25 protein-coding genes are annotated in these 25,245 nt (G+C 59.8%); 10 read left to right on the top strand and 15 right to left on the bottom strand.

Features of this window, described 5'->3' with window-relative positions:
* Both AC13EY_RS18650 and AC13EY_RS18645 read right to left on the bottom strand, forming a co-directional pair.
* Positions 1 to 189 (bottom strand): transposase (locus AC13EY_RS18650; RefSeq protein ID WP_482890431.1); only part of this gene is annotated, 189 nt, incomplete at its 3' end.
* A 33-nt stretch (positions 190 to 222) separates the two neighbouring features.
* The gene (locus AC13EY_RS18645; RefSeq protein WP_482877226.1) at positions 223 to 378 is read right to left on the bottom strand and encodes a hypothetical protein; all 156 of its coding nucleotides are present in this window, start codon (positions 376 to 378) and stop codon (positions 223 to 225) included.
* 362 nt (positions 379 to 740) lie between these two features.
* Between AC13EY_RS18645 and AC13EY_RS18640 the strand changes: the two genes are divergently transcribed.
* The 5 genes from AC13EY_RS18640 to AC13EY_RS18620 all read left to right on the top strand — a co-directional run bounded on the left by AC13EY_RS18640 (position 741) and on the right by AC13EY_RS18620 (position 4,628).
* Positions 741 to 1,919, top strand: coding sequence for a YbfB/YjiJ family MFS transporter (locus AC13EY_RS18640; protein ID WP_233048158.1), 1,179 nt, complete (start codon positions 741 to 743; stop codon positions 1,917 to 1,919).
* Positions 1,920 to 1,982: 63 nt separating this feature from the next.
* Entirely contained in the window at positions 1,983 to 2,474 is a 492-nt protein-coding gene (locus AC13EY_RS18635; protein WP_482877227.1) for an anti-virulence regulator CigR family protein, read from the top strand.
* Positions 2,475 to 2,648: 174 nt separating this feature from the next.
* Entirely contained in the window at positions 2,649 to 2,858 is a 210-nt protein-coding gene (locus AC13EY_RS18630; protein ID WP_228246073.1) for a bacterioferritin-associated ferredoxin, read from the top strand.
* A gap of 120 nt (positions 2,859 to 2,978) precedes the next feature.
* Positions 2,979 to 3,446: a bacterioferritin gene (gene bfr / locus AC13EY_RS18625; protein ID WP_233048160.1), complete on the top strand. Its 468-nt coding sequence runs from the start codon at positions 2,979 to 2,981 to the stop codon at positions 3,444 to 3,446.
* A gap of 126 nt (positions 3,447 to 3,572) precedes the next feature.
* Positions 3,573 to 4,628, top strand: a complete 1,056-nt coding sequence (locus tag AC13EY_RS18620; RefSeq protein ID WP_233048161.1) for an NAD(P)-dependent alcohol dehydrogenase — start codon at positions 3,573 to 3,575, stop codon at positions 4,626 to 4,628.
* A 48-nt stretch (positions 4,629 to 4,676) separates the two neighbouring features.
* Here the strand turns inward: AC13EY_RS18620 and pyrF are convergent, their stop codons facing one another.
* The 12 genes from pyrF to AC13EY_RS18560 form a co-directional block, all read right to left on the bottom strand.
* Positions 4,677 to 5,372, bottom strand: coding sequence for an orotidine-5'-phosphate decarboxylase (pyrF, locus tag AC13EY_RS18615; protein WP_482877229.1), 696 nt, complete (start codon positions 5,370 to 5,372; stop codon positions 4,677 to 4,679).
* 39 nt (positions 5,373 to 5,411) lie between these two features.
* Complete coding sequence (gene lapB / locus AC13EY_RS18610) at positions 5,412 to 6,581, bottom strand: lipopolysaccharide assembly protein LapB (RefSeq protein ID WP_233048162.1); 1,170 nt, start codon at positions 6,579 to 6,581, stop codon at positions 5,412 to 5,414.
* A 4-nt stretch (positions 6,582 to 6,585) separates the two neighbouring features.
* Complete coding sequence (locus AC13EY_RS18605) at positions 6,586 to 6,885, bottom strand: lipopolysaccharide assembly protein LapA domain-containing protein (RefSeq protein WP_088273774.1); 300 nt, start codon at positions 6,883 to 6,885, stop codon at positions 6,586 to 6,588.
* A 69-nt stretch (positions 6,886 to 6,954) separates the two neighbouring features.
* A complete protein-coding gene (gene ihfB, locus AC13EY_RS18600) occupies positions 6,955 to 7,365 on the bottom strand; it encodes an integration host factor subunit beta (protein WP_474121363.1) in 411 nt (136 codons plus the stop codon).
* Between the two features lie 228 nt (positions 7,366 to 7,593).
* On the bottom strand, positions 7,594 to 9,276 hold the full coding sequence (gene rpsA, locus AC13EY_RS18595) for a 30S ribosomal protein S1 (protein WP_088273772.1): 1,683 nt from the start codon (positions 9,274 to 9,276) through the stop codon (positions 7,594 to 7,596).
* Between the two features lie 154 nt (positions 9,277 to 9,430).
* A complete protein-coding gene (gene cmk, locus AC13EY_RS18590) occupies positions 9,431 to 10,120 on the bottom strand; it encodes a (d)CMP kinase (RefSeq protein WP_088273939.1) in 690 nt (229 codons plus the stop codon).
* Positions 10,120 to 12,363, bottom strand: coding sequence for a bifunctional prephenate dehydrogenase/3-phosphoshikimate 1-carboxyvinyltransferase (locus AC13EY_RS18585; protein WP_228246078.1), 2,244 nt, complete (start codon positions 12,361 to 12,363; stop codon positions 10,120 to 10,122). The genes cmk and AC13EY_RS18585 overlap by 1 nt, the downstream gene beginning before the upstream one ends.
* Positions 12,356 to 13,468, bottom strand: coding sequence for a histidinol-phosphate transaminase (gene hisC / locus AC13EY_RS18580; RefSeq protein ID WP_233048163.1), 1,113 nt, complete (start codon positions 13,466 to 13,468; stop codon positions 12,356 to 12,358). The genes AC13EY_RS18585 and hisC overlap by 8 nt, the downstream gene beginning before the upstream one ends.
* 93 nt (positions 13,469 to 13,561) lie before the next feature.
* A complete protein-coding gene (gene pheA, locus AC13EY_RS18575) occupies positions 13,562 to 14,659 on the bottom strand; it encodes a prephenate dehydratase (protein WP_228246080.1) in 1,098 nt (365 codons plus the stop codon).
* 5 nt (positions 14,660 to 14,664) lie between these two features.
* Positions 14,665 to 15,750 carry a 3-phosphoserine/phosphohydroxythreonine transaminase gene (gene serC, locus AC13EY_RS18570; protein WP_228246081.1) on the bottom strand — a complete coding sequence of 362 codons (1,086 nt, stop codon included), beginning with the start codon at positions 15,748 to 15,750 and terminating at the stop codon, positions 14,665 to 14,667.
* A 2-nt stretch (positions 15,751 to 15,752) separates the two neighbouring features.
* Positions 15,753 to 18,512: a DNA gyrase subunit A gene (gene gyrA / locus AC13EY_RS18565; RefSeq protein ID WP_233048164.1), complete on the bottom strand. Its 2,760-nt coding sequence runs from the start codon at positions 18,510 to 18,512 to the stop codon at positions 15,753 to 15,755.
* Between the two features lie 197 nt (positions 18,513 to 18,709).
* Positions 18,710 to 19,765, bottom strand: coding sequence for an S-methyl-5-thioribose-1-phosphate isomerase (locus AC13EY_RS18560; RefSeq protein ID WP_338212713.1), 1,056 nt, complete (start codon positions 19,763 to 19,765; stop codon positions 18,710 to 18,712).
* Positions 19,766 to 19,880: 115 nt separating this feature from the next.
* On the opposite strand from AC13EY_RS18560, the gene AC13EY_RS18555 reads away from it, so the two are divergent.
* The 5 genes from AC13EY_RS18555 to AC13EY_RS18535 all read left to right on the top strand — a co-directional run bounded on the left by AC13EY_RS18555 (position 19,881) and on the right by AC13EY_RS18535 (position 24,440).
* Complete coding sequence (locus AC13EY_RS18555) at positions 19,881 to 21,221, top strand: TRZ/ATZ family hydrolase (protein WP_338212714.1); 1,341 nt, start codon at positions 19,881 to 19,883, stop codon at positions 21,219 to 21,221.
* On the top strand, positions 21,211 to 21,918 hold the full coding sequence (ubiG, locus tag AC13EY_RS18550) for a bifunctional 2-polyprenyl-6-hydroxyphenol methylase/3-demethylubiquinol 3-O-methyltransferase UbiG (RefSeq protein WP_228246085.1): 708 nt from the start codon (positions 21,211 to 21,213) through the stop codon (positions 21,916 to 21,918). The genes AC13EY_RS18555 and ubiG overlap by 11 nt, the downstream gene beginning before the upstream one ends.
* Entirely contained in the window at positions 21,918 to 22,598 is a 681-nt protein-coding gene (locus AC13EY_RS18545) for an HAD family hydrolase (RefSeq protein ID WP_228246086.1), read from the top strand. Before ubiG ends, AC13EY_RS18545 begins: the two co-directional genes overlap by 1 nt.
* Positions 22,591 to 23,331 (top strand): YciK family oxidoreductase, encoded by a 741-nt coding sequence (locus AC13EY_RS18540; RefSeq protein ID WP_228246087.1) that lies wholly within the window; start codon positions 22,591 to 22,593, stop codon positions 23,329 to 23,331. The genes AC13EY_RS18545 and AC13EY_RS18540 overlap by 8 nt, the downstream gene beginning before the upstream one ends.
* Before the next feature lie 185 nt (positions 23,332 to 23,516).
* Positions 23,517 to 24,440: a GGDEF domain-containing protein gene (locus AC13EY_RS18535; RefSeq protein ID WP_228246088.1), complete on the top strand. Its 924-nt coding sequence runs from the start codon at positions 23,517 to 23,519 to the stop codon at positions 24,438 to 24,440.
* 36 nt (positions 24,441 to 24,476) lie between these two features.
* Here the strand turns inward: AC13EY_RS18535 and AC13EY_RS18530 are convergent, their stop codons facing one another.
* A complete protein-coding gene (locus AC13EY_RS18530) occupies positions 24,477 to 25,211 on the bottom strand; it encodes a SapC family protein (protein WP_088273761.1) in 735 nt (244 codons plus the stop codon).
* Positions 25,212 to 25,245 lie beyond the last annotated feature (34 nt).

The raw sequence follows: 25,245 nt of genomic DNA, 5'->3' as shown, positions 1-25,245 counted from the left end.
ATTCTCCTCCTCCAGCTCGCGCAGTCGAGCCATTAACGAGGCGTCCATGCCACCGAACTTGGCGCGCCATTTGTAGAAGGTCGCCGAACTGATGCCATGCTCGCGGCACAGTTCAGGCACGGGGCTGCCGGCTTCGGCCTGCTTGAGGATGGAGATGATTTGACTGTCCGAAAAACGCGATGTCTTCACGCAAAATTTCCTTGATCCAATTAGGAGAAAATTCTACTTCTGACGAGGACTGATTTCAGGGGGGATTACCGGGGGAAGGTAGACCACCAGGGGGTAGCCAATAATGGCCAGCGGCATGCCGATGGACCCGTGGAGCAGAATCGTTGAGCGTTTCAGAACGCCATTTGCATCGGTGTTCGACTGGGACATGCCACTCTCCAGAGAATCGTGCGAGCATCGCCCGCTTTCTTATATTTGTCTTCTCACCCACACCGACATGGGGAGTGCCGGTGTACGTTTGTATACTCTATATCGCAGAGTGTGTCTGTCGCACCCCTTGCCAGCACGGCGGCCCAACCCAACTTCATGCAATTTGTTTCAGCCGCTGCTATGCTGCGGCCGCGTCGTAAAGCGCAAAACCCAGAACACATGCGGCCTGCAGCAGCAAGAACCCCGCTTCAGCCTCATCATCAGTAAAGCGTATACCGGCTATTCGCAGTGTTGATGGCGCAGCCAGCTTCTGCTGAAGAGCCAGATGCCCCCCCCAACAAACATGAATCGGGAGCTGTCCGATGCCGACTCGCGCACCATCCATCCTCCAGGCAGTGGCCGCCGCTGCAATACTGCTGCTGGTGGTACATGGCCTCGGCCGATTTATCTTCACCCCCTTGCTCCCACTGCTTGTGGGAGACGGACAGTTGACTACCAGCCAGGGGGCATCGCTGGCTACCTGGAACTACATTGGCTACCTGATTGGTGCGCTGATCGCCATTCGCTGGCACCAGCCGGCGCAGATTGCCCGCACGGTGCCTGCGGCTTTGGCTTTGCACTGCCTTACCCTGCTTGGTCTGGCACTGACCGACCGAACAACCGGCATCTCTGTGCTGCGGCTCGGCAACGGCGTGAGCAACGGTTTGATTTTTGTCATGGTCCCCGCACTGGTCATGGAGTGGTTGGCGGCGCGCCAGCGCATCAACCTCAGCGGCCTGATATACCTTGGGGTCGGTGCAGGGCTGCTGGTTTCCGGCGTACTCGCCAACCCGCCCGGGTTCGCTCAGACCGCGGCAGCACGCTGGTGGCCTGCAGCCCTGCTCAGTCTTCCGCTGGCACTCTGGGGCGGCTGGATCATCGTGCGTCTGCGGGTTGGCGCCCAGCCAGCACCATCTGTTGCGCCAACGGCCAGCGGCCGTTCCCCGCTACTGGACAAGCAAACGCGTCCGCTGTTCTTCGCCTATGCCGGTGCCGGTCTGGGCTACATTTTGCCGATGACCTTTCTGCCGATGATCGCCAGCATTCAGCTTGGCGAGGCTCATCCAATGGTGCACCAGAGCTGGTTGATCGTCGCCTGCACGACCTTGCCCGCAGCCTGGCTGTGGAATCATCTGGGACAGCGCCTTGGTGACCAGCCAGCCCTGATGATCAATTACGCAACACAGCTTGCCAGCGTCGTTTTTGCCTTGCTGCTGCCGGGCGTATGGGGTATCGCACTTTGCTCACTGCTCATGGGCAGCAGCTTTCTCGGCGCAGTGCTGCTGACCCAGCGGCTGGGCCGCAGCCTGCAACCGCATCAGGGCCCCAGACTGTCAGCCGCCCTGATTGCGCTCTACAGTGTTACTCAGTTGATCGGCCCGTGGCTGGCCCACGAGTGGCTGGGTCGCGGCGGCGTGCTGCCGGAAACCCTATGGCTTGGCGCCGGCGCCCTGCTCTGGAGTCTGATCTGGACAGCGAAAACACCTCAGCCAGACAAATAGCCGGGAACCGCCACGCCAGTTTGGCGCTCCAAAGCTCATGACAACTGACTTGAGGAAAGGTCTATGCACCCGAAGATAACCCCGATGCTGATTGCCGGCCTGCTCGCCGCGGTCATCGCAACTCCCTCCCAGGCCAGGCAGGAGGAGCGCGGCAACGGCAACAATGGTCACTCTCCGCACCAGAGCCAGTTCCGCGATGATCGCGACCGAGATCGGGATCGACACCATGACCGTGATCATTATGAAGACCGGGACCGGGACCGGGACCGTTACAGTCGGCCCTACGACCGTGTTGAAGAGGACGTCATTCGTCGCATCTTCCGGGATAACCGCGATCTGGTAACACGCGGCAGCAATCTGCCACCGGGCATTCGCAAGAACCTGGCACGCGGCAAACCCCTGCCTCCGGGCATAGCGAGGCAACTGGACCCGCGCTTGGCCGATAGACTGCCCCACTATGACGGCTATGAGTGGCGACAGATCGACCGCGATGTCGTTCTAGCAGATGTAACCACCGGCGTTATTGAATCGATCATCTACGACGTTCTCGACTGACCTGCCCTGCAGGCGGGCATCACGGCCCGCCATGTCGCTACCTCTCCGACACAGTCACCCTGATATCCAGCACGCTCAATCAGCCAGATAGATGGATGCTATTTCCTTTGACAATCATTCTCATTCAAATTAGCATGCACCTATTGTCAGCCATGGCTGTTCAGGAGTGATTGCATGTACGTATGTCTCTGCAAGGGTGTAACCGACAACCAGATCAAGGACGCCATCGCTGGCGGGGCCTGCTCGATGCGCGACCTGCGCAATGATCTTGATGTGGGTACGCAGTGCGGCAAATGCGCCCGTGACTGCAAATCGCTGCTGAATGAAACACTTACCGCGCAAGCTTCCGCCGGCATGGCCACAGGTCAATTCATTGCCGCCTGATGGCGACTCTCATTATCGCCTGATAATCATTTTTAACGCCTTTCTTTTCAAGCACTTAGATTTGACAACCTGCTAGCGCCAGCCCACACTGCAGGACTGAATAGTCCAGAGGGCAGCGCTATGAAAGGCGACAAAAAAGTCATCCAGCACCTGAACACCGTCCTCGGTTTTGAACTGATTGCCATCAACCAGTACTTTCTGCACGCCCGCATGCTGCAGGACTGGGGCCTGGAAAAGCTCGGTGACAAGGAATACCACGAGTCGATTCACGTCATGAAGCACGCGGATCGGCTGATCAAGCGTATCCTTTTCCTGGAAGGCCTCCCCAACCTGCAAGACCTTGGCAAGCTGAAGATCGGCGAAAACACCAAGGAAATCCTCGACTGTGATCTGAAACTGCAGATGCAGGCTCTGCCGGCACTGAAAGAAGCGATTGCGTTCTGCGAGACCGCGGGCGACTACGGCAGCCGTGAAGTCTGTGAAGACATTCTCGAAGCAGAAGAAGAGCACGTCGACTGGCTGGAAACCCAACTGAGCCTGATCGAAGCTGTTGGCCTGGAAAATTATCAGCAGTCCCAGATCGGCTGAGTAAAGCCCTCCCCCTGCAGCACCGTCGAGAGGTGCTGCTTGCCTTGAATTGATCCCGGTCAAACTCTCACGCTCGAGATCAACTATGCTCATATCTCCACCTCACTGCCTGGTCAAGGAGGAGTTATGAGCACCATGCGCGCAGCCGTGTTCGTCGAACCCGGTAAGATCGAACTCCAGCAACGCCCCATTCCTGACATCGGGCCTACAGACGCCCTGCTCCGCGTTACCACCACGACGATCTGCGGTACCGATGTCCATATTCTCAAGGGTGAGTATCCGGTGCGACCGGGCCTGATCGTTGGTCACGAACCCGTCGGCATCATCGAAAAGCTGGGCAGCGCCGTCACCGGTTACGAGATCGGGCAGCGCGTCATTGCCGGCGCCATCACCCCCTGTGGGCAATGCCATCCGTGCCTTGACGGGCATTCCAGCCAATGTGGCGGGCAAGCCATGGGTGGCTGGCAACTGGGTAACAGTATTGACGGCTGCCAGGCCGAGTATGTGCGCATCCCCAACGCCCAGGCCAACCTCACCCCCGTACCCGACGGACTGAGCGACGAACAGGTGCTGATGTGCCCGGACATCATGAGTACCGGCTTTGGCGGAGCGGAGAGTGGTCATATCCGCATTGGCGATACAGTGGCGATATTTGCCCAGGGACCAATCGGCCTATGCGCAACCGCTGGCGCAAAACTGATGGGCGCAACCCGCATCATCGTCGTAGATGGTGTGCCCGAGCGGCTCGCGGTCGCCCGCCAGCTCGGCGCCGATATCACCATCAACTTTCGGGAGCAGGATCCGGTGCAGCGCATTCAGGAGATTACTGGCGGCGCAGGCGTGGACGTTGCCATTGAAGCACTGGGCACCCAGCAGACCTTCGAATCCTGTCTGCGCTCGCTGAAACCCGGTGGCACCCTTTCCAGCCTGGGAGTCTACTCGGGGAAACTGTCCATGCCGCTCGATGCATTTGCCGCCGGCCTGGGAGATCACAAGATCATTACCACGCTCTGCCCCGGGGGCAAGGAGCGCATGCGCCGCTTGATGGCGGTGGTCGCCTCCGGCCGAGTAGACCTGACGCCCATGGTCACCCATCGTTTTGCACTGGATGACATCGTCGAGGCCTATGACCTCTTCAGCCACCAACGGGACGGCGTACTTAAAGTCGCAATAACGCCCTGAAACGACAAAGGCCGGAATAACCCGGCCTTTGTTGTCCGCCCCCGCTACTCAGAGCGTGGCCAGAATCGCCTCAAGTGCGGCACCCGGCTCATCGGCACGGGTAATCGGTCTCCCGATGACCAGATAGCTGCTGCCATTTTCCAGCGCCTGGGCGGGCGTCACAATGCGCTTCTGATCGTCAGCTGCACTATCAGCCGGGCGGATGCCCGGCGTTACCAGCAGGAAGTCCTCACCCAGTGCACCGCGCAGCGCGCGCGCCTCACGTGCTGAACAGACCACACCGTCGAGACCACAGTCCTGGGTCAGGCGCGCCAGACGCTGTACCTGGACCATCGGCTCAATATCGACTCCGACTTCCTGCAGGTCTTCCTGCTCCAGGCTGGTCAGAATGGTCACCGCTGTCAGCAATGGGCGCTGGCCACCGCGGCGCTCCAGAATATCGCGGCAGGCTTCCATCATCCTTCGACCGCCGCTGGCATGAACATTGACCATCCAAACCCCCAGCTCGGCGGCAGCGCGAACGGCGCTGGCGGTCGTGTTGGGGATATCATGAAACTTGAGATCCAGAAAAACCTCAAACCCCAGACGCTGCAGCGACTCGACACCTGCCGGACCGGCACTGGTGAATAGCTCCTTACCCACCTTCACGCGACATTTTCCCGGGTCCAGCGCCTTAGCCATCTCCAGGGCTGCATTCGCCTCAGGAAAATCAAGGGCAACGATAATAGGGCTGGTAGTCGGCATAACATATTTCCTGTTGGTAATAACATTTTTCGGCAGACATCAGGTCAGCTCATGACCTTTCAGCGGCTTGACCGTAGACCATTGCTGGCAGCCTGGACATTGCCAGTGCAACTTGATACCGGAAAAACCGCAGTGCTCACAGCGGTATTGCGGCCGAGCGCGCTGAAGCGTTTCCAGCAACCGACGAGAGGCTGACACACCGGTCTCGGAGTCACACTCATCCCCCAGTCTCAATAATCCCAGCACACCGCCCAGCGAGGGCCGTCGCTCAAGGTGTTGAAGCAGGAATCGCTCTGCCGCTTCCCGGCCCTCAGCTCGTCGCATGTGCTGCGCACGGGCCAAGAGTATTCTGACCGGCGGCGAGTCCGCCTGGCCGAGCGCCTGATCCAGATAGTCAGCCAAATTCAGCGCGCCATTATCCGCACAGCGCTCCGCCAACGCCAGCACCTCGGGCACAAAGTCGGGAGAATCGGCGGCGACTCGACGCAGCAACCCGGGTAGCGCCTTGAGATTACCCAAACGCTCCTCCAGCTCTGCCAGAAGGATAAGCGCCCGAACGCATCCGGCATCTACCTTTAAGGCGGCCTGCAACCAGCTACGGGCTTGCTCGAATTCTCTGGAGGCCAGGGCCACAACCGCCATCTCGCAGTGATATTGCGCCAGCGTCACGGCAAACCGCGGCTGCTCACGCAGCAATCTGCGCCCGATAGCAATAGCCTGCCGCCATTCATGCTGCTGCTCGTAGACCGTAACCAGATCACCCAACGCCTCGGCGCGCAAGGACGATCTGGAATCGGCCAATGCCTCAAGCAGGCGTTCAGCACGCTGGTGCATGCCAACGGCCAGATAATCCCTTGCCAGCTCAAGCTGGACACGGTCCGCCTGCAGAGCGGTGAGATTTGGCCGCGCCAGCAGATTCTGATGCACCTTGATCGCCCGCTCCACATCACCACGCTGGCAAAACAGCTTGCCAATAGCGATATGTGTCTCGACAGTTTCCGGATTGACCTCCAGGGCGCGAATAAAGGTCTCAATCGCCTCGTCCGGCTGCTCATTCAGGAGGTAATTCAGGCCGATAAAGTACTGCCGATCGACAGCACTCCCGTGAGGCTTGAGCATAAAGCCCACCTTGATCGCCTCCCTGCGGCCCAGAAACCAGCCTATGGCAAGGGCCAGCACAAACAGGCCCAGGAACATCAGTTCCTGCATGGGATCAGCCTTTGACAGCTTGAGTGCGCAGCTTGTCTATTTCCTTGCGGTAGCGATTGAGCTCATTGCTTTGCACCATCAGCTTCAAACGCAGACGCGTGGTGATCAGCCAGCCAACGAAAATGCCCAGCACACTGCCGAGGATGAACGAAAGAACAACATAGAGGGAGAGAGGAAGAGCAGGAGACTGCATTTCGAGAAACTGCAGCGAAATGCTTTGCTGGTTTTCCAGCATGAAATCCATGGTTGCCAGTGCGACCAGCAGGAAAACCAGGATCAGCAACACGCGCTTTAACCACAGCATGTGAGACGACTCCGCATCCGTTGAGTGTTTGCGAAGTATAACCCAGGGTGTCGGCGGCGAGGTATGGGATCAGGCGTTTTCGAGCGACTCGTTAACCCGGTCACGTAACTCCTTGCCTGGCTTGAAGTGAGGAACGAACTTGCCGTCCAACTCGACAGAGTCTCCGGTTTTCGGGTTACGACCGACCCGAGGCGCTCGGTAATGCAGCGAGAAGCTGCCAAACCCGCGAATCTCGATACGCTCCCCGGTAGCCAGTGCCTGGGACATATGCTCCAGCATGGTTTTTATTGCCAACTCGACATCCTTCGCCGACAGCTGCCCCTGCTGCTCGACAATGCGCTCGATCAACTCCGACTTGGTCATGGTTTTCCCTTTCTTATCAAGCGAGTAGACTCGTTTTACAAGGTTGTACCATGCTTGACTAGGTTTGAACAGCCTGTTAAGCGAAGCGCTTGCGCGCTTCGCAGCTGCAAGCTGCAAGCTGCAAGCTGCAAGCTGCAAGCTGCAAGCTGCAAGCGTAATCAGGATGCGTTGCCTTACCGGGCTATCAAGTCTTTCCTATAAGCCTTGTCACGTATTCATAATCCTCAGAGAATCCGCGCAACTAGCAAGCCAGGGTTTTACTTGAAGCTTGCGGCTTGAGGCTGCTCTAACGGGCGGGCACAAAAAAGGGCGACCGAAGTCGCCCTTTTTTACAGCTGGAAAGGCTTAGTTGCCCTTGCCTTCCATCTGCTGCTTGATCAGATCACCAATGGTGGTCGGACCAGCGGCCAGCATTTCCTGCTTACGCAGATCCTGCATGGCTTCTTTCTCGTCTTCAACGTCCTTCGCCTTGATGGACAGGCTGATAACGCGGCTCTTGCGGTCGACACCAATGATCTTGGCTTCGACTTCATCGCCAACGTTCAGAACGTTGCGAGCGTCTTCGATACGGTCACGGCTGATTTCGGAGGCTTTCAGAGTGCCTTCGATGTCGTCGCCTAGAGTGATTACTGCACCCTTGGCATCAACTTCCTTGACGGTACCGGTGATGATGCTGCCCTTCTCGTTCAGGGAAACGAAGTTGGAGAACGGATCGTCTTCCAGCTGCTTGACGCCCAGGGAGATACGCTCACGCTCCGGATCAACAGACAGGATGACAGTCTCGATCTCGTCGCCTTTCTTGAAGCGACGTACCGCTTCTTCGCCAGCTTCGTTCCAGGAGATGTCGGACAGGTGAACCAGACCGTCGATGCCGCCATCCAGACCGATGAAGATACCGAAGTCGGTGATGGACTTGATGGAACCGGAGATCTTGTCGCCCTTGTTGAACTTGCTGGAGAACTCTTCCCACGGGTTCATCTTGCACTGCTTGATGCCCAGGGAGATACGACGACGGTCTTCGTCGATGTCCAGAACCATAACTTCCACTTCGTCGCCAACGTTGACAACCTTGGACGGGTGGATGTTCTTGTTGGTCCAGTCCATTTCGGAAACGTGAACCAGGCCTTCAACGCCTTCTTCCAGCTCGGCAAAGCAGCCGTAGTCGGTCAGGTTGGTGACCTTGGCGGTAACGCGAGTGCCTTCCGGATAACGACCGGTGATAGCAACCCACGGATCTTCGCCCAGTTGCTTCAGACCCAGAGAAACCCGGTTGCGCTCGCGGTCGAACTTCAGGACCTTGACGTCGATCTCGTCGCCAACGTTGACGATCTCGGACGGATGCTTGATACGCTTCCACGCCATGTCGGTAATGTGCAGCAGGCCATCGACGCCGCCCAGGTCGACGAACGCACCGTAATCGGTGAGGTTCTTGACGATACCCTTGACGACTTGACCTTCCTGCAGGGTTTCCAGCAGGGCTTCGCGCTCGGCGGAGTTCTCGGCTTCCAGGACAGCACGACGGGAAACGACAACGTTGTTGCGCTTCTGGTCCAGCTTGATGACCTTGAATTCCAGTTCCTTGTTTTCCAGGTGGGTGGTATCACGTACGGGACGTACGTCAACCAGCGAGCCCGGCAGGAACGCACGGATGGTGTTGACGTCGACGGTAAAGCCACCTTTGACCTTGCCGTTGATGACGCCCTTGACGACTTCTTCTGCAGCGAAAGCAGCTTCGAGGACCTTCCACGATTCGGCGCGCTTGGCCTTCTCGCGGGACAGCTTGGTTTCACCGAAACCGTCTTCAACGGCATCCAGTGCAACGTGCACCTCATCACCCACAGCGATGGTCAGTTCGCCCTGCTCGTCCAGGAACTGATCACGCGGGATGACACCCTCTGATTTCAGACCGGCGTGAACGGTGACCCAGTCGGAGTCAATGTCCACAACGATACCAGTGATGATGGAGCCCGGCTCCATATCAAGGGTTTTTAGGCTTTCTTCAAAAAGTTCGGCAAAGCTTTCGCTCATTTGGAATCCTGTAAATTAAGTATTTGGGATGCTACCGCATAGCCGCTCAAGAGCGCGCTGTGCAGCCACTGTCCCGCCACGCCACCAGCTTGCGTGGGTTGATTATCTCAATGCGCCTTCCGGTGTCGCTGGTTGCCCGGAAAGTACCAACTGATCAGCCCAGCAAATTGCGCTCAAGCGCCATTGCGTGGACTGTTTCAAGTACTTCTTCGATGCCCATCTGCGTGGAGTCGATCTGAATGGCATCGTCCGCTGGCTTGAGCGGAGCGACGCTGCGATTCATATCGCGCTCGTCACGGGCGACGATCTCATCTAGAAGACTCGCCAGATTAGCAGTTTCGCCCTTTTCGAGCAACTGCCGATGACGACGGGACGCGCGCTCCTGGGCGCTGGCTGTCAGATACACTTTTAGCTGGGCGTCGGCGAAGACCACCGTTCCCATATCACGACCGTCCGCGACCAGACCGGGTGCCTCACGAAACGCACGCTGACGCTGCAGCAGGGCGTCGCGCACGGCCGGCAGCGCCGCAACCTGAGAGGCGCCAGCGCCGACCGCTTCGGTGCGAATAGCCCGGCTGACGTCCTCGCCTTCCAGAATAATCTGCTGCTCGCGCCCGTCTTCGGCAGCAACAAACTGCACGTCCAGATGCGCTGCCAAGGCCTCAAGCGCGGCTTCGTTGGTCAGGTCAACCCCGTGATTGCGAGCGGCAAATGCCAGCAAACGATACAGCGCCCCCGAGTCGAGCAGATTCCAGCCCAGTCGGCGGGCCAGCAGACCGGCAATGGTTCCCTTACCTGAGCCGCCGGGGCCGTCGATGGTAATGACGGGGGCCTGTTGATCAATCACGCGCTTTCCTCCAGTTGGACTTTCATGCCGACCGACTGCGCCAGCTCGACAAAGCCCGGGAACGACGTTGCCACGTTGGCGCAGTCCTTGATGTAAATGTCACCGGTGGCGCGCAGCGCGGCTACCGAGAACGACATGGCAATACGGTGGTCTCCGTGGCTTTCAACGCTGCCACCGCCAATCGGGCCGCCGTCGATGATAATGCCATCCGGAGTCGGCTCGGCCTTGACGCCCAGCGCCTGCAGACCATCGGCCATGACCTGGATCCGGTCCGACTCCTTGACCCGCAGCTCTTCGGCGTCACGCAGGATAGTGCGCCCTTCGGCGCAGGCTGCAGCAACAAACAATACCGGGAACTCGTCGATTGCCAGCGGCACCTGATCCACCGGGATATCGATGCCTTTTAGCGGAGCGTAACGCACGCGAATATCGGCAACCGGCTCACCACCTACTTCGCGCTCGTTCAGCAACTCCAGGTTGCCGCCCATTTCGCGCAGGATGTTGATGATGCCGATGCGAGTCGGGTTGATGCCGACGTGCTCGAGCGTCAGATCCGCGCCCTCGCAGATGCTGGCGGCCACCATGAAGAACGCCGCAGAAGAAATATCTGCCGGCACGTCGATACGACAGGCAGTCAGCTTGTGACCTGACTCGATGGTGACGGTATCGCCATCAACTTTGACCGGATAACCGAAGCCCTTGAGCATGCGCTCGGTATGATCACGGGTCGGCGCCGGCTCGGTCACGGACGTGGCACCGGAAGCATACAGGCCGGCCAGCAGAATGCAGGACTTGACCTGCGCACTGGCCATCGGCATCTGATAGTCCATACCCATCATGCGACTGCCACCCTTGATGCGCAGCGGCGGACGACCTTCATCACCGGTTTCGATCTGCGCACCCATCTCGCGCAGGGGCTTGGCCACCCGCCCCATCGGGCGCTTGGACAACGACGCATCGCCGGTCAGCACGGTGTCGAACTCCTGCCCCGCCAGCAGACCGGAAAGCAGGCGCATGGAAGTACCGGAGTTACCCAGATACAGCGAGCCCGGCGGCGCCTTCAGGCCGTGCAGACCCACACCATTGATCGTGACTCGACCATGATGCGGACCTTCGATAACCACACCCATATCGCGAAATGCCTGCAGTGTTGCCAGGCTGTCCTCACCCTCGAGAAAACCCTCAACCTCGGTCACACCTTCGGCCAGGGAGCCGAGCATGATGGAGCGGTGGGAAATGGATTTGTCGCCCGGCACGCGAATGCGGCCGCTCACCTGCCCGCCAGGGCGCGCGATGAAATTGAATTCTTTGCTTTGCATAGGTTCCATGTAAGCCCTGCGGGCCAGAATAGTGCTGAAATGCTCTCGTGCCGACTTGGCTCGGGTAAACACACCGAGCAGCGTGTTGGCATCGCGGGTTTCCACCGCCTCACGCAGCCGACCCAGATCCTGAGTAAAGGCGTCCAGGCTGCGAAGTACCGCATCCCGGTTGGCCAGAAACACATCGCGCCACATCACCGGATCACTCGCGGCAATGCGGGTAAAGTCCCGGAAACCTCCTGCCGCGTATCGGAAAATCTCAAGATTCTCGTTACGCGACGCCAGCGTATCGACCAGCGAAAAGGCCAGCAGATGCGGCAGATGACTGGTGGCCGCCAGGACTTCGTCATGGTCGGCCAGTGACATCTGCTCCACATCGGCACCCAGCGCCTGCCAGCAACGCTGCACCAGCTCGATGGCACTATCGGCCGTCTGCTCCAAAGGCGTCAAAATGACCTTATGATGACGAAACAGATCGGCGCGGGACGCTTCCACACCGCTCTTTTCAGAACCGGCGATCGGATGTCCCGGCACGAAGTTGGCTGGCACCTGTCCAAAAACCTCTTCTACCGCCAGCGCAACCGCACCCTTGGTACTTCCCACATCGGTCATTACCGCCTGACCGAGATCCATCGCAGCCAACTGGGCCAGCACCGCGCGCATGCCCAGCACTGGCACGGCCAGCATGATCAGATCGGCACCCCGGACGGCTTCCGCCAGATCTGCAGTCGTACTGTCAACCACACCAAGGGGAACAGCCTGACGACGGGCAACCGGGTCCAGATCACAACCAATGACTTCCCGGCAAAGGCCGCTCTCGCGCATACCCTTGGCAAAAGAGCCGCCAATCAGCCCCAGACCGATAACAGCCAGGCGCCCGATTATCGGCGTGCCCTGTGACAGCGTGGTTACGTTAGACACGCGCCAGCACCTGCTTCAGGGCATCGAGAAAACGCTGGTTCTCGACCGGCAAGCCTATGGTCACGCGCAGGTAATTCGGCATGCCGTAGTTGGCCACCGGCCGCACGATCACACCCTCACGCAGCAGCCCCTGGAACACCGGCGCAGCCTCGCGCCCCAGATCAATAGCCAGGAAGTTGCCACGGGACGGAATCCAGCTCAGCCCAAGCGCGGCACATCCTTCTTCCAGCTGCTGCATGCCAATACGGTTGATGCGGCGACTTTCGATCAGGTACGCCTCGTCCTCCAGGGCAGCCAGCGCAGCGGCCAGCGCGAGGCTGTTGACATTGAACGGCTGACGCACCCGATTCAGTGCATCGGCAATTGCCGGGTGGGACAGGCCGTAGCCCACACGCAGCGCTGCCAGACCGTAGGCCTTGGAGAATGTGCGCGACACCAGCAGGTTGCTGTAGCGCCCGAGATAGTCGACACCGTTGGGAACATCGTCGGTTTCAACGTATTCGGTATAGGCCTCGTCCAGCACGACTATCACGTTCTCGGGTACGCGATCCAGAAACGCTTCCAGCGCATCGCGCTCAATCCAGGTACCGGTCGGATTGTTCGGGTTGGCGATAAAGACCACGCGGGTAGACGGCGTGATGGCCGCCGCCATGGCGTCCAGATCATGCCCCCAGTCCTTGGCCGGCACCGATACTGCCCTGGCACCCACCGCCTGGGTCACAATCGGATACACCGCAAAGGCATGATCACTGAACACCACTTCATGTTCAGGCCCCACGAAGGCACGCGCAACCAGCTCAAGAATATCGTTGGAACCGTTGCCCAAAGTGATACCGGCCGTATTCACCCCCGACTTCGCGGCCAACGCCTGCTTCAATGCAAAGCCGTTACCGTCCGGATAACGAGTCAGCTCCGGCAACGCAGCGGCAATGGCCTCCCGCACCGCCGGGCTGGGACCCAGCGGGTTCTCGTTACTCGCCAGCTTGACGATATCCTGAGGGCGCAGCCCAAACTCGCGCGCCAATTCCTCGACCGGCTTACCCGGCACATAGGGGGACAGCTTCTGTACGCCTGGACGCGCCAGGTTGAGAAAATCGCAACTCATAGAACACAAGCCTCAAGCTACAAGCAGCAAGCTTCAAGTCACACCAGGCCGCAGTTGCTTGCAGCTTGCGGCTTGCAGCTTGTCGCTGATGATTTATAGCACCGCCTTCGGATACGACCCCAGCACCTTCAGCGCCACCGAATCGTCATTGATTTTCTCCAGCACATCCTTGATCAACGGATCGTGCTGATGACCGAAGAAATCGATAAAGAACACATAGGTCCACTTGCCGCTGCGCGACGGGCGGGTTTCGATGCGACTGAGATCAATACCGTTGGAGTGGAACGGCTCCAGCAGATGATGCAGAGCACCCGGCTTGTTGCGCATGGAGACGATGATCGATGTCTTGTCGTCGCCGGTCGGCGGAACCTGCTGGTTACCGATGATCAGAAAGCGCGTGGAGTTGTCCGGGCGATCTTCGATCTTCTCGGCCAGACGGGTCAGACCGTAGAGGTCGGCCGCCATATCGCCGGCGATCGCCGCCGAGTTCCACTCGCCCTTGACCCGCCGCGCCGCATCGGCGTTGCTGGCAACCGCAACGCGCTCGACATTCGGATAGTGGGCATCGAGCCATTTGCGACACTGGGCCAGCGACTGGGCGTGGGAGTAGACGCGGGAAATCTTGTCGGTCTTGGTGTTCTCACCCACCAGCAGATGGTGGTGTATACGCAGCTCCACTTCACCGCAGATCACCAGATCGTGCTCAAGGAAGCTGTCCAGCGTGTGATTGATCGCGCCTTCGGTGGAGTTCTCTACCGGCACCACACCGAAATGCACTGCGCCTGCAGCAACTTCACGGAAGATCTCGTCAATTGCCGCCATCGGCACACTGACCACCGAGTGACCAAAATGCTTGAGTGCAGCCGCCTGGGTAAAGGTGCCTTCCGGGCCGAGGTAGGCCACACGCAGCGGCTCTTCAAGCGCCAGACAGGCCGACATGATCTCACGGAACAGACGGGCCATTTCTTCGTTATCGAGCGGCCCCTTGTTCAGCTCCATGATGTGCTTGAGCACCCAGGCTTCACGTTCGGGGCGATAGAACACCGGCTTGACACCAGGTTCCAGCGCCTTCTGCTTGACCTGAGCGACCGTCTGCGCACAGGTTGCGCGCTCACTGATCAGGTCAAGAATCTTTTCATCAATGGTGTCGATGCGCTTGCGCAGCGCCTTCAACTGATCTTCATCAGACATGAGTATCAACCGTGCTGCTGTTCGAACTCGGCCATATAGGCCACCAGAGCGTCAACCGCCGCTTGCGGCACCGCGTTGTAGATGGAGGCACGCATGCCGCCCACCGAACGGTGACCCTTCAGGTTCAGCAGGCCGCGCTCTTCTGCGCCAGCCAGGAAGGGTTTGTCCAGGCGATCATCGGCCAGACGGAACGGGATGTTCATCCAGGAGCGATCGGCCACGTTGATCGGGTTGGTGTACAGCTCGCTGGCATCAATCGCCGAGTACAGGGCTTTCTGCTTGGCATCGTTGACGCGCTTGACCGCCTCCAGACCGCCCTGCTCCTTCAGCCACTGGAAGATCAGGCCAGACAGGTACCAGGCAAAGGTCGGAGGCGTGTTGTACATCGAATCGTTCTTGGCGGCGACGGCATAGTCCAGCATGGTCGGACAGCTGGCACGCGCCCGACCCAGCAGGTCTTCACGCACGATCACGACGACCAGACCGCTCGGGCCGATATTTTTTTGCGCACCGGCATAGATCATGCCGAATTGCGATACATCAACCGGGCGCGACAGGATGGTTGAGGACATATCCGCCACCAGCGGAACCTCACCAGTCTGCGGTACCCAGTTGAACTCCAGCCCGCCAATGGTTTCGTTCGGGCAGTAATGCACGTAAGCCGCATCAGCGGACAGCTGCCATTCGTTCTGACCGGGAATCGCGAAGTAATCGTATGACTTGGCGCTGCCGGCGACATTGACGTTACCGAACCGCGACGCTTCCTCGATGGCCTTGCGCGACCAGATACCGGTATCGATATAGTCCGCACTGCCCCCCTCGGGCATCAGGTTCAGCGGGACCTGGGCAAACTGCTGACTGGCGCCGCCCTGCAGGAACAGCACCTTGTAGTTGTCAGGAATGGACATCAGGTCGCGCAGGTCCTGTTCGGCCTGCTGGGCTACCGAGACGAACTCGTCGCTGCGGTGGCTCATTTCCATGATCGACAGGCCCTTGCCCTGCCAGTCAAGCAGCTCGGCCTGAGCCCGCTGCAACACCGCTTCCGGCAATGCAGCCGGCCCAGCACAGAAATTGAACAGACGCTTACTCACGATTACTCCTGATCATCCACGGGTTGCTGCTCATCAGCTTCCGAAAGCGCAGCGTCGCCTTCTGCAACGACGCCCTCTTCCGGTTCAATATCGTCTTCCGACGGTTCCTGCACACGTTCCAGGCCAACCAGCTTCTCTTCCGGCGCCAGGCGGATCAGCATCACGCCCTGGGTGTTACGCGACAGGCTCGACACCTCGCTGACCCGGGTACGCACCAGCGTGCCCTGATCGGAGATCAGCATGATCTCCTCGCCATCGACGACCTGCACCGCGCCAACCAGCGGGCCATTGCGCTCGTTGGACACCATGGCGATGACGCCCTGACCACCACGGCCGCGTCGGGGGAACTCTTCCAGAACCGTACGCTTGCCATAGCCGCGCTCGGAAGCGGTCAGAATCTGTGCTTCGCGCTCCGGAATCAGCATCGAGATCAGGCGTTGACCGGTCGGCAGGCGCATACCACGCACACCGCGGGCAGTACGCCCCATGGTGCGCACGTGGCGCTCCTTGAAGCGAATGACCTTGCCGCCGTCGGAGAACAGCATGATGTCGCGCGAACCATCGGTGATGGCTGCAGCGATCAGGGTGTCGCCTTCTTCCAGACGCAGCGCGATAAGGCCGTTGCTGCGCGGACGGCTGAACTGCACCAGCGGTGTTTTCTTCACGGTACCGCGCGCGGTTGCCATAAAGATGTAGGCGCCGGTAGGCTCATCGCTGTCGTCATCGTCGCCATCTTCAGCATCAGCGTCATCGGACTCGACCTCAACAGCCTCGCCTTCGATCACACTGTTTTCATCATCCAGCTCTTCGCCTTCCTCGGCACTCTGTTGCTGCAACGCTTCCAGATCAATCTGCAGCATCGCGGTAATCCACTCGCCCTCTTCCAGCGGCAGCAAATTCACCAGCGGACGGCCGCGCGCGGTGCGCGAAGCCTCAGGAATTTCGTAGGTTTTCAGCCAGTAAACCTTACCGCGGCTGGAGAACAGCAGCAGCGTGGCATGACTGTTGGCAACCAGCAGGTGCTCGACGTAGTCTTCATCTTTCACACCGGTCGCCGCCTTACCGCGACCACCACGGCGCTGAGCCTGGTAATCGGTCAGCGGCTGGCTCTTGGCATAGCCACCGTGGGAAATGGTCACCACGCGCTCTTCTTCGGTAATCAGATCAGCGATGGTCAGATCCATGCGCGACGCAACGATCTCGGTACGACGCTCGTCGCCGAAGGCTTCCTTGACCTGCTCCAGCTCTTCAACGATGACTTCCATCAGACGTTCATGGCTGTTGAGAATGCGCAGCAGCTCACCAATCTGTTCCAGAATCTGCTGATACTCGGTGAGCAGTTTTTCGTGTTCCAGACCGGTCAGGCGATGCAGGCGCATGTCGAGAATCGCCTGGGCCTGTTCGGCAGACAGGTAGTACTGACCATCGCGCAGGCCGAATTCCTCACCGAGCCCGTCAGGGCGGCAGGATTCGGCACCCGCACGTTCGACCATTTCGATCACCGTGCCCGGCGCCCAGGCAGTCGCCAGCAGGCGCTCCTTGGCTTCGGCCGGGGTCGGCGACTGCTTGATCAGCTCGATCACCGGATCAATGTTGGATAGCGCAACCGCCTGACCTTCGAGGATGTGACCGCGCTCACGGGCCTTGCGCAGCTCATACACGGTACGGCGGGTAACCACCTCGCGGCGGTGGCGTACGAAGGCTTCCAGCAGCTCCTTGAGGTTCAGGATCTTCGGCTGGCCATCGAGCAGGCCGACCACGTTGATGCCGAAAACACTCTGCATCTGGGTCTGGGCATAAAGGTTGTTGAGTATCACCTCGGGCACTTCGCCCCGGCGCAACTCGATTACCACGCGGATACCGTCCTTGTCAGACTCATCGCGCAGCTCGGTAATACCCTCAAGCTTCTTCTCTTTTACCAGTTCGGCGATCTTCTCGATCAGACGCGCCTTGTTGAGCTGGTAGGGCAATTCGGAAATCACGATCTGCTGGCGACCGCCAACCTTGTCGATATCTTCGATATGGCAGCGAGCACGGACGTAAATGCGACCGCGCCCGGTACGGTAGGCCTCAACGATGCCCGCACGACCATTGATGATACCGGCGGTCGGGAAGTCAGGCCCCGGAATGAACTCCATCAGCTCGTCGATGCTGATATCGGGATTGCTGATCACCGCCAGACAGCCGTTGATCACTTCGGTCAGGTTGTGCGGCGGGATATTGGTCGCCATACCGACGGCGATACCACTGGAACCGTTGACCAGCAGGTGCGGAATCTTGGTCGGCAGGACGTCTGGAATCTGCTCCTTGCCGTCGTAGTTGGGTACCCAGTCGACGGTTTCCTTGTCCAGATCGGCCAACAGTTCATGGGTCAGCTTGGCCATCCGCACTTCGGTGTAACGCATTGCTGCCGCGTTATCGCCATCGATGGAACCGAAGTTGCCCTGACCGTCGACCAGCGGATAGCGCATGGAAAAGTCCTGCGCCATACGCACGATAGTGTCGTATACGGCAGAGTCACCGTGCGGGTGGTACTTACCGATCACGTCACCAACAACACGGGCCGACTTCAGGTACGGCTTGTTCCAGTCGTTGCCCAGTTCGCTCATCGCGTACAGCACGCGACGGTGCACCGGCTTGAGGCCATCGCGCACGTCCGGCAGTGCCCGTCCGACAATTACGCTCATCGCATAATCCAGATAGGACTGCTTCAGTTCGTCTTCGATATTGACTGGAAGGATCTCTTTGGCCAGTTCACCCATGAAACGGCATTCCTTTTATTGTCGGCAACCCATTGATGCCAAAAGCATTAGTCACATGCGCAAGGAGGACGAACACGCCGACCAACCCGCACCGCAGGCCGAGGCCCGCAGCGGGACGCGTCCCGCCCGATCAAAGCGGCAGAGGATACCACAGACAACCCGCAGGCGGGAGCATGAAGCACACCTGCGCCAGCGTCTCAGTGCAGCTGACGCACACTCATCAGATTGGCAATTTTGCCCTCGTCCGGTTGCTCGATAATGCCCTTTTCAGTGACGATCGCGTCTATCAACTCGACCGGCGTCACATCCAGCGCCATCTCCCCGCCGCCGAACCCACCGGGCGCAGCTCCTCCCAACTGATCCGGCCTCAGATCATCAGCATCAGGCAAACTCGAATCAATGGTGGCTGTGGATGCCACCACCATAAAACGCAGACCGTGGTGCATTGCCAGAATGGCCAGCGCGTAGCTGCCCAGTGGACCGATCACGTCGCCATTGGCCGCAATTTTCTCCGCACCAACCACCACCCAGGTAACCCCGTCATATTTCATCAGCCGCCCGGCTTCGACGTCGGCATGCAAGGAGGCAGATACCCCGTCACGCACAAGCTCGAAGACACCCGCCTCCGCGTGCGGCATGGTTGAACGGGCCTCGTTGACCAGCACCTCGCCCACCAGCCCTGCCGCACTTGCAGAGCGCACTACCCCATAGGTGGTGCCACCACCGCCACCGGACAGGTCGCCACCATAGCCATGCAGCATGATCCGATGAACAGATGCCTTGTGGCGCCGCAACAGCTGCACCCCGAGCCGCGCCATGACCTGATTGGCCTCACGATCGGCGGCCTGAATAGCCTGGGCTGCCTGCAGCAACCGCAGCGCCATGTCATCCCCCGATCTGGAACTGACAACCGTTTGGCGCATGATGCCCAGCGCCCACTGCAATGCCGCTGCCATCGGCTGTATCGCCGCCAGTTCATCCATCAGCGGCTGCAATGCTTCCATCCAGGCAACCGGAGGAACCGGCCTGCGCGCAGCCAGCGCCAGCGCATAGGCTGCAGCGATCCCCAGCGCAGCCCCTCCGCAGACGGCGCCATCACGCATCAGAACCAGCACCTCGGCCGGCGCCGAGCAGGTAGCAACTGCCGGCTGACCATCAAGCGTGCGCAAATCCAGCACCCGGAGCTTTCCCTCGGGCAACCAGACCAGGCCCTGCAACGGATGGTCTACAGCTACGGTCTCTACATGCAACATGAGCGAATCCCCTATTCCGATGCGGCGGCCTGTCAGCAACCGCCGCCACTTTCACGCTGCATTTGCGCACCACCAGCAGGTATACTTGCCGACCATGATGCAAGGTGAACTGAACATGACCACGCTGCCCCGCGAGCTCGATCTGCTGATCGTGCCACGCTGGATCGTGCCCGTTGTCCCGCACTGCCAGGTCCTTGAAAATCATGCCCTGGCAGTCCATCAGGGGCGCATCGTCGGCATTGTGCCGGTGGCCTCCGCCAACGCGTTGAATCCGCGCGAGCGACGCGACCTGCCAGACCATGTCCTGATTCCGGGCCTGATCAACGCCCATGGCCACGCAGCCATGACGCTGTTCCGTGGCCTGGCCGACGATCTGCCGCTGATGACATGGCTGACAGACCATATATGGCCCGCAGAAGGCCGCTGGGTCAACGCCGATTTTGTCCGTCTGGGCACTGACCTTGCGATTGCCGAGATGCTGCGCGGCGGCACAACCTGTTTTTCCGACATGTATTTCTTCCCGGACGTAGCCGCGGCCGCCGCAATGGATGCGGGTATCCGGGCCCAACTGTGCTTTCCGGTCATAGATAATCCGATCCCGGGTGCACGCAATGCTGAAGAGGCCATTGCCAAGGGATTGCGCCTGCGCGATGACACCCGTCACAACGGCCTGATCAGCGTCGCGTTCGGCCCACACGCACCCTATACCGTCGGCGATGAGAACCTGACCCGCATCCGCACCCTGGCGGACGAACTGGATATGCCGATTCACATGCATCTCCACGAGACTGCCGGCGAGGTAGCCGACGCGGTTGCGCAGACCGGCCTGCGCCCGTTGCGTCGCCTGCAACAGCTGGGTCTGCTGAGCCCGCGTCTGCAGGCCGTGCATGTCACCGAGATCAACGACGAAGACCTCGACCTGCTGGTCGAGCACGGCGTCCAGCTGATCCACTGCCCCGAATCAAACCTGAAGCTGGCCAGTGGCATGATGCCGGTTCAGCGCCTGCTGGACGCCGGCCTGAATGTGGCGCTCGGCACCGACGGCGCCGCCAGCAACAATGATCTCGACATGCTTGGCGAAATGCGCACCGCTGCCATGCTGGCAAAGATCGTCGCCGGCGCCCCGACCGCGCTGGACGCCCACAGCGCCCTGCACATGGCCACGCTCGCCGGCGCACGTGCACTTGGACTGGACGAGGAAACCGGCTCCATCGAGGTCGGCAAGGCCGCCGACCTGACCGCTGTCAACCTGTCCGGTCTGGCCCAGCAGCCGCTCTATCATCCCGTGTCCCAACTGCTTTATACCTGCAGCGCCAGTCAGGTCAGTGATGTCTGGGTTGCCGGGCGCTGCAAGCTGCGTGACGGACAACTGACCGAAATCGATCCACAACCCATTCTGCAGCAGGCTCGCAGCCTGGCTGAACTCATCGCCAAAGGGGATACCCATGAGTCTTAACGTCGATCGCGCCGAAATCGCCAAGTTTGAAGCGTTGGCCAGCCGCTGGTGGGACCGCAACAGCGAGTTCAAACCACTGCACGAAATCAACCCGTTGCGTACCAACTGGATCGATGAGCGCGTTGGTCTGGCGGGCAAGAAGGTACTGGATGTAGGTTGCGGTGGCGGCATTCTGGCCGAAGCCATGGCCCAGCGCGGCGCCCAGGTCACCGGCATCGACATGGGCGAAGCGCCGCTGGCCGTGGCCCGCCTGCATCAGCTCGAATCCGGCGTCAGCGTCGAATATGAACAAAGCACCGCTGAAGAGTTCGCCGAGCAACACGCCGGCACCTTTGACGTAGTGACCTGTCTGGAGATGCTGGAGCACGTACCCGACCCGGGCTCGGTCATTCGCGCCTGCACCCGCCTGCTCAAACCCGGCGGCCAGGTGTTCTTCTCGACCATCAACCGCAACCCCAAGTCATTCCTGTTCGCCATCGTCGGCGCAGAATACGTCCTGCGCATGCTGCCGCGCGGCACTCACGAGTTCGCCAAGTTCATTCGTCCGGCCGAGCTGGGCGGCTGGATTCGTGACGCCGGGCTGGACCTTCAGGACATCACCGGCCTGACCTACAACCCGCTGACCCGCACCTACAAACTCGGCAGCGACGTCGACGTGAACTACATGGTCTACTGCCAGCTGGGAGCCGACGCCTGATGCTCAGCGGCGTTCTGTTTGATCTGGACGGCACCCTGCTGGACACCGTTGACGACTTCATGGCCGTCATCGACGCCATGCTGGACGACCACCAGCGTCCACGCGTGGCACCGGCGCTGATCCGCGCACAGGTATCCGACGGCTCCATCGGCATGCTGTCGGCCGCCTTTGCCACGCGCCCGGGCGAGCCCGGCTTTGATGTCCTGCGGGAGGAATTTCTCAGTCGCTACGAGCAGGCCTTGAGCGTGCACACCCGACCGTTCCCCGGCATCCTGCCGCTGCTCGACTGGCTGGAAGCCGAGGGCCTGCCCTGGGGCGTTGTGACCAACAAGCTGAGTCGCTTCAGCATACCGCTGATGGAACAGATTGGTCTGGCCGAGCGCTGCGCCAGCCTGGTCTGCCCGGATCAGGTCAGTCGAGGCAAGCCGCACCCGGAACCGGTGCTCAAGGCCTGCGCCGAGCTAGGCGCCGATCCGCAACGCTGCGTCTTCATAGGCGACCACCTGCGCGATATTCAGGCGGGCCAGGCCGCCGGACTGACAACCATAGCCGCACTCTACGGCTATCTGCCGCCAGACGAAGACCCTGCAAGCTGGCAGGCTACCCACAGTGTTCAAACCGCCAGCGATCTGCAGCCCTGGCTGCGCGGCCGGCACAACCCGGAGACAATGCATGTTTGACTATACCGCCCCCGCCGACCTGCTGGCCGGACGCGTGATTCTGATTACCGGCGCCGGCGATGGCATCGGCCGCGCCTGCGCGCTGAGTTGTGCCGCCCATGGCGCGACAGTTGTGCTGGTGGGCCGTACCCAGAGCAAACTGGAAGAGGTATACGACGCCATCGAGGCAGCCGGTCATCCGCAACCGGCGCTGTGCCCGCTGAATCTGGAAACAGCAACGGAAAAGGACTACGAAGACCTGGCCGACCAGCTGTTCGATACCTTCGGCAAACTCGATGGCCTGGTACACAACGCCGCCGAACTCGGGCCGCGCACCCTGCTGGACAACGTCAAGGCGGATGCCTGGATGCGGGTAATGCAGGTCAACGTCAATGCCCCCTTCCTGCTGACCAAGGCCATGATGCCGCTGCTGCGTGCGTCCAGTGATGCGTCGATCGTCCTGCTGTCCTCCAGCGTCGGTCGCAAAGGTCGCGCTTACTGGGGCCCCTACGCGATCAGCAAGTTCGCAGTGGAAGGCATGATGCAGGTTCTGGCAGACGAACAGGACGGCACCAGCAACATCCGGGTCAATAGCCTGAACCCGGGGGCCACCCGCACCCGCATGCGGGCCAAGGCATACCCGAACGAGCCGGTAGAAACCAATCCGGCGCCGGATGCCATCATGCCCGCATTTCTCTATTTGCTCGGCCCCGATAGCCAGGATTGCAATGGTCAGGCGATCAACGCCCAGTAAGACGGGATATTGACGATCCCTTGCCGCGCCACCATCGCCGCCCCGGTCGAGGGCGGCATTTTTTTGCCGCAAGCAGCCATAGCCCAGAACAAACAAAGCCTAAGGCATTGATTATAAAGAACTTTAAATAATGGCACATTGATTGCTTTACCCACCTTGTCAGTAGACTAGCGGATAAAGCAATCATGCCAGTTCAGGGAAATACCATCGACTTCGACTCGGCGCGCGTAAAGCTCGGTCAAACCTGCTCGCAGCGACGTCGCAACGGCAAGCCCAATGTCACCCTGCAGGACACCCGACGCGAGTTGACCCAAACGCTGCAAACCAGCCTTGAGCTTGAGCGCGTGCTGGGCATGTTTTACGACGCCTTGCGCGAGCTGCTGTATATCGATGGGCTGGAGTATCGCCATACCGGCGCAGCCAGCCCGATTCTGCATGGGCACTACGGAATCCACCGCTGCAGCTATCGCATGTCGCACGCCGGAGATTACCTGGGAGAACTGCAATTGAGTCGTCAGACGCGGTTCGACGAGGCTGAGCTCGTCAGCATTGAGGGACTGCTGGCCACCCTGCTGTTCCCGCTGCGCAACGCACTTCTCTACCGAGAAGCTCTGACCTGCGCGCTGAACGATGCGCTCACCGGTGCAGGCAACCGGCTCGCGCTCAACCAGAACCTGGAACGCGACATTCGCAGCAGCAAACGCAGCGGGCAGCCGCTCTCACTGCTGGTACTGGATGTTGACCACTTCAAAAGCGTCAATGACAACTATGGCCACGCATACGGAGATGAGGCGCTAAAGGCCGTGGTCGACTGCGTCACGGCGACATTGCGAAACGTAGACGGGCTTTATCGATTGGGCGGCGAGGAATTCGTGGTCCTGCTGAACAACACTGACGCCGACGCCTGCAACCTGGTAGCCGAGCGCATCCGACAATCGATTGAACAGCTGCAGTTCCAGATTGACGGCCAGCCACTGCCAATGACGGCCAGCCTTGGCCATGCCACGCTGCGCCCCACCGACGACGCACGCAGCCTGCTGGATCGCGCAGACCAGCGCATGTATGCGGCAAAGCGCAATGGCCGTAACCGGGTTGTCGGGGAGGAGTAGGAAGCAGCGGGGCGACGAGCGCCGCCCCGTCCAGACTCAGTGAGTCTGTGCCGGCTTGTTCGCCAGATAGTCTTCAAACAGCAGATTGGCATTGCCCAGCGACATCAGGTGGGCGTAAACCCAGCCGAGGAACCCGGCCTTGTTCAATGCCAGGACTTGCTCGTCAGCCAGTGCCAGGAAGCGCTCTTCATCAACGGCGTGGAAGTCCTTCAGGACAAAACTCTCGCCACTGACATGGGTCAGCTTCAACGTACGCGGTACCAGCAGATCCATTTCTCGCAGCATTGCAACAAACTGGCGGGTGCGCTGCATTTCGGCGGTGAAGTTCTGCAGGAACTGGATCATCTCGTCCAGATAGGGGCTGTTCTCGCCGGACTCGGCAAACAGCTCACGGCCTTCCTCTTCGTTCCAGCCGGCATAGGCCTCATCAAAGCAAACCGTAAACTCATCGTTGTCCGATTGAGCAAGCACAAAAGGATAGCGACGAATGAACGCGGGCACGTATGTGTTGCTGCGCCACTGCCCGGAATCGCCAACGAAACTGTTCAATCCCTGTTTTAGGCCCATCAACGCAATCGGACTGAGCCCATCACCTTCACCGATAAACACAATGGGATAACTGCGTGCAGCCTGGAAAAATTCCAGACCAGCCAGCGGCACAATGTGCGTGCCTGCGGCAAACTCGCAACCCTTATCGGTTTTCAGCTTGAGCGCCTTGTGCTGATCACGATTGAGCGCCTTGATTTCCTTGTAAAGCAACAACGTTGACATCCTTCTACTCCCTGTCCGGACTTGGGTCCGGTTA

This window comes from Halopseudomonas sp. L-58 (assembly GCF_056859475.1).
This window is presented reverse-complemented; position numbering and strand designations above follow the sequence as displayed.

Coding starts and splice junctions, on each gene's coding strand:
- AC13EY_RS18645 (WP_482877226.1), bottom strand. CDS start 378: ATGTCCCAGTCGAACACCGATGCAAATGGCGTTCTGAAACGCTCAACG.
- AC13EY_RS18640 (WP_233048158.1), top strand. CDS start 741: ATGCCGACTCGCGCACCATCCATCCTCCAGGCAGTGGCCGCCGCTGCA.
- AC13EY_RS18635 (WP_482877227.1), top strand. CDS start 1,983: ATGCACCCGAAGATAACCCCGATGCTGATTGCCGGCCTGCTCGCCGCG.
- AC13EY_RS18630 (WP_228246073.1), top strand. CDS start 2,649: ATGTACGTATGTCTCTGCAAGGGTGTAACCGACAACCAGATCAAGGAC.
- bfr (WP_233048160.1), top strand. CDS start 2,979: ATGAAAGGCGACAAAAAAGTCATCCAGCACCTGAACACCGTCCTCGGT.
- AC13EY_RS18620 (WP_233048161.1), top strand. CDS start 3,573: ATGAGCACCATGCGCGCAGCCGTGTTCGTCGAACCCGGTAAGATCGAA.
- pyrF (WP_482877229.1), bottom strand. CDS start 5,372: ATGCCGACTACCAGCCCTATTATCGTTGCCCTTGATTTTCCTGAGGCG.
- lapB (WP_233048162.1), bottom strand. CDS start 6,581: ATGCAGGAACTGATGTTCCTGGGCCTGTTTGTGCTGGCCCTTGCCATA.
- AC13EY_RS18605 (WP_088273774.1), bottom strand. CDS start 6,885: ATGCTGTGGTTAAAGCGCGTGTTGCTGATCCTGGTTTTCCTGCTGGTC.
- rpsA (WP_088273772.1), bottom strand. CDS start 9,276: ATGAGCGAAAGCTTTGCCGAACTTTTTGAAGAAAGCCTAAAAACCCTT.
- hisC (WP_233048163.1), bottom strand. CDS start 13,468: ATGAGTTGCGATTTTCTCAACCTGGCGCGTCCAGGCGTACAGAAGCTG.
- pheA (WP_228246080.1), bottom strand. CDS start 14,659: ATGTCTGATGAAGATCAGTTGAAGGCGCTGCGCAAGCGCATCGACACC.
- gyrA (WP_233048164.1), bottom strand. CDS start 18,512: ATGGGTGAACTGGCCAAAGAGATCCTTCCAGTCAATATCGAAGACGAA.
- AC13EY_RS18560 (WP_338212713.1), bottom strand. CDS start 19,765: ATGTTGCATGTAGAGACCGTAGCTGTAGACCATCCGTTGCAGGGCCTG.
- AC13EY_RS18555 (WP_338212714.1), top strand. CDS start 19,881: ATGACCACGCTGCCCCGCGAGCTCGATCTGCTGATCGTGCCACGCTGG.
- ubiG (WP_228246085.1), top strand. CDS start 21,211: ATGAGTCTTAACGTCGATCGCGCCGAAATCGCCAAGTTTGAAGCGTTG.
- AC13EY_RS18545 (WP_228246086.1), top strand. CDS start 21,918: ATGCTCAGCGGCGTTCTGTTTGATCTGGACGGCACCCTGCTGGACACC.
- AC13EY_RS18540 (WP_228246087.1), top strand. CDS start 22,591: ATGTTTGACTATACCGCCCCCGCCGACCTGCTGGCCGGACGCGTGATT.
- AC13EY_RS18535 (WP_228246088.1), top strand. CDS start 23,517: ATGCCAGTTCAGGGAAATACCATCGACTTCGACTCGGCGCGCGTAAAG.
- AC13EY_RS18530 (WP_088273761.1), bottom strand. CDS start 25,211: ATGTCAACGTTGTTGCTTTACAAGGAAATCAAGGCGCTCAATCGTGAT.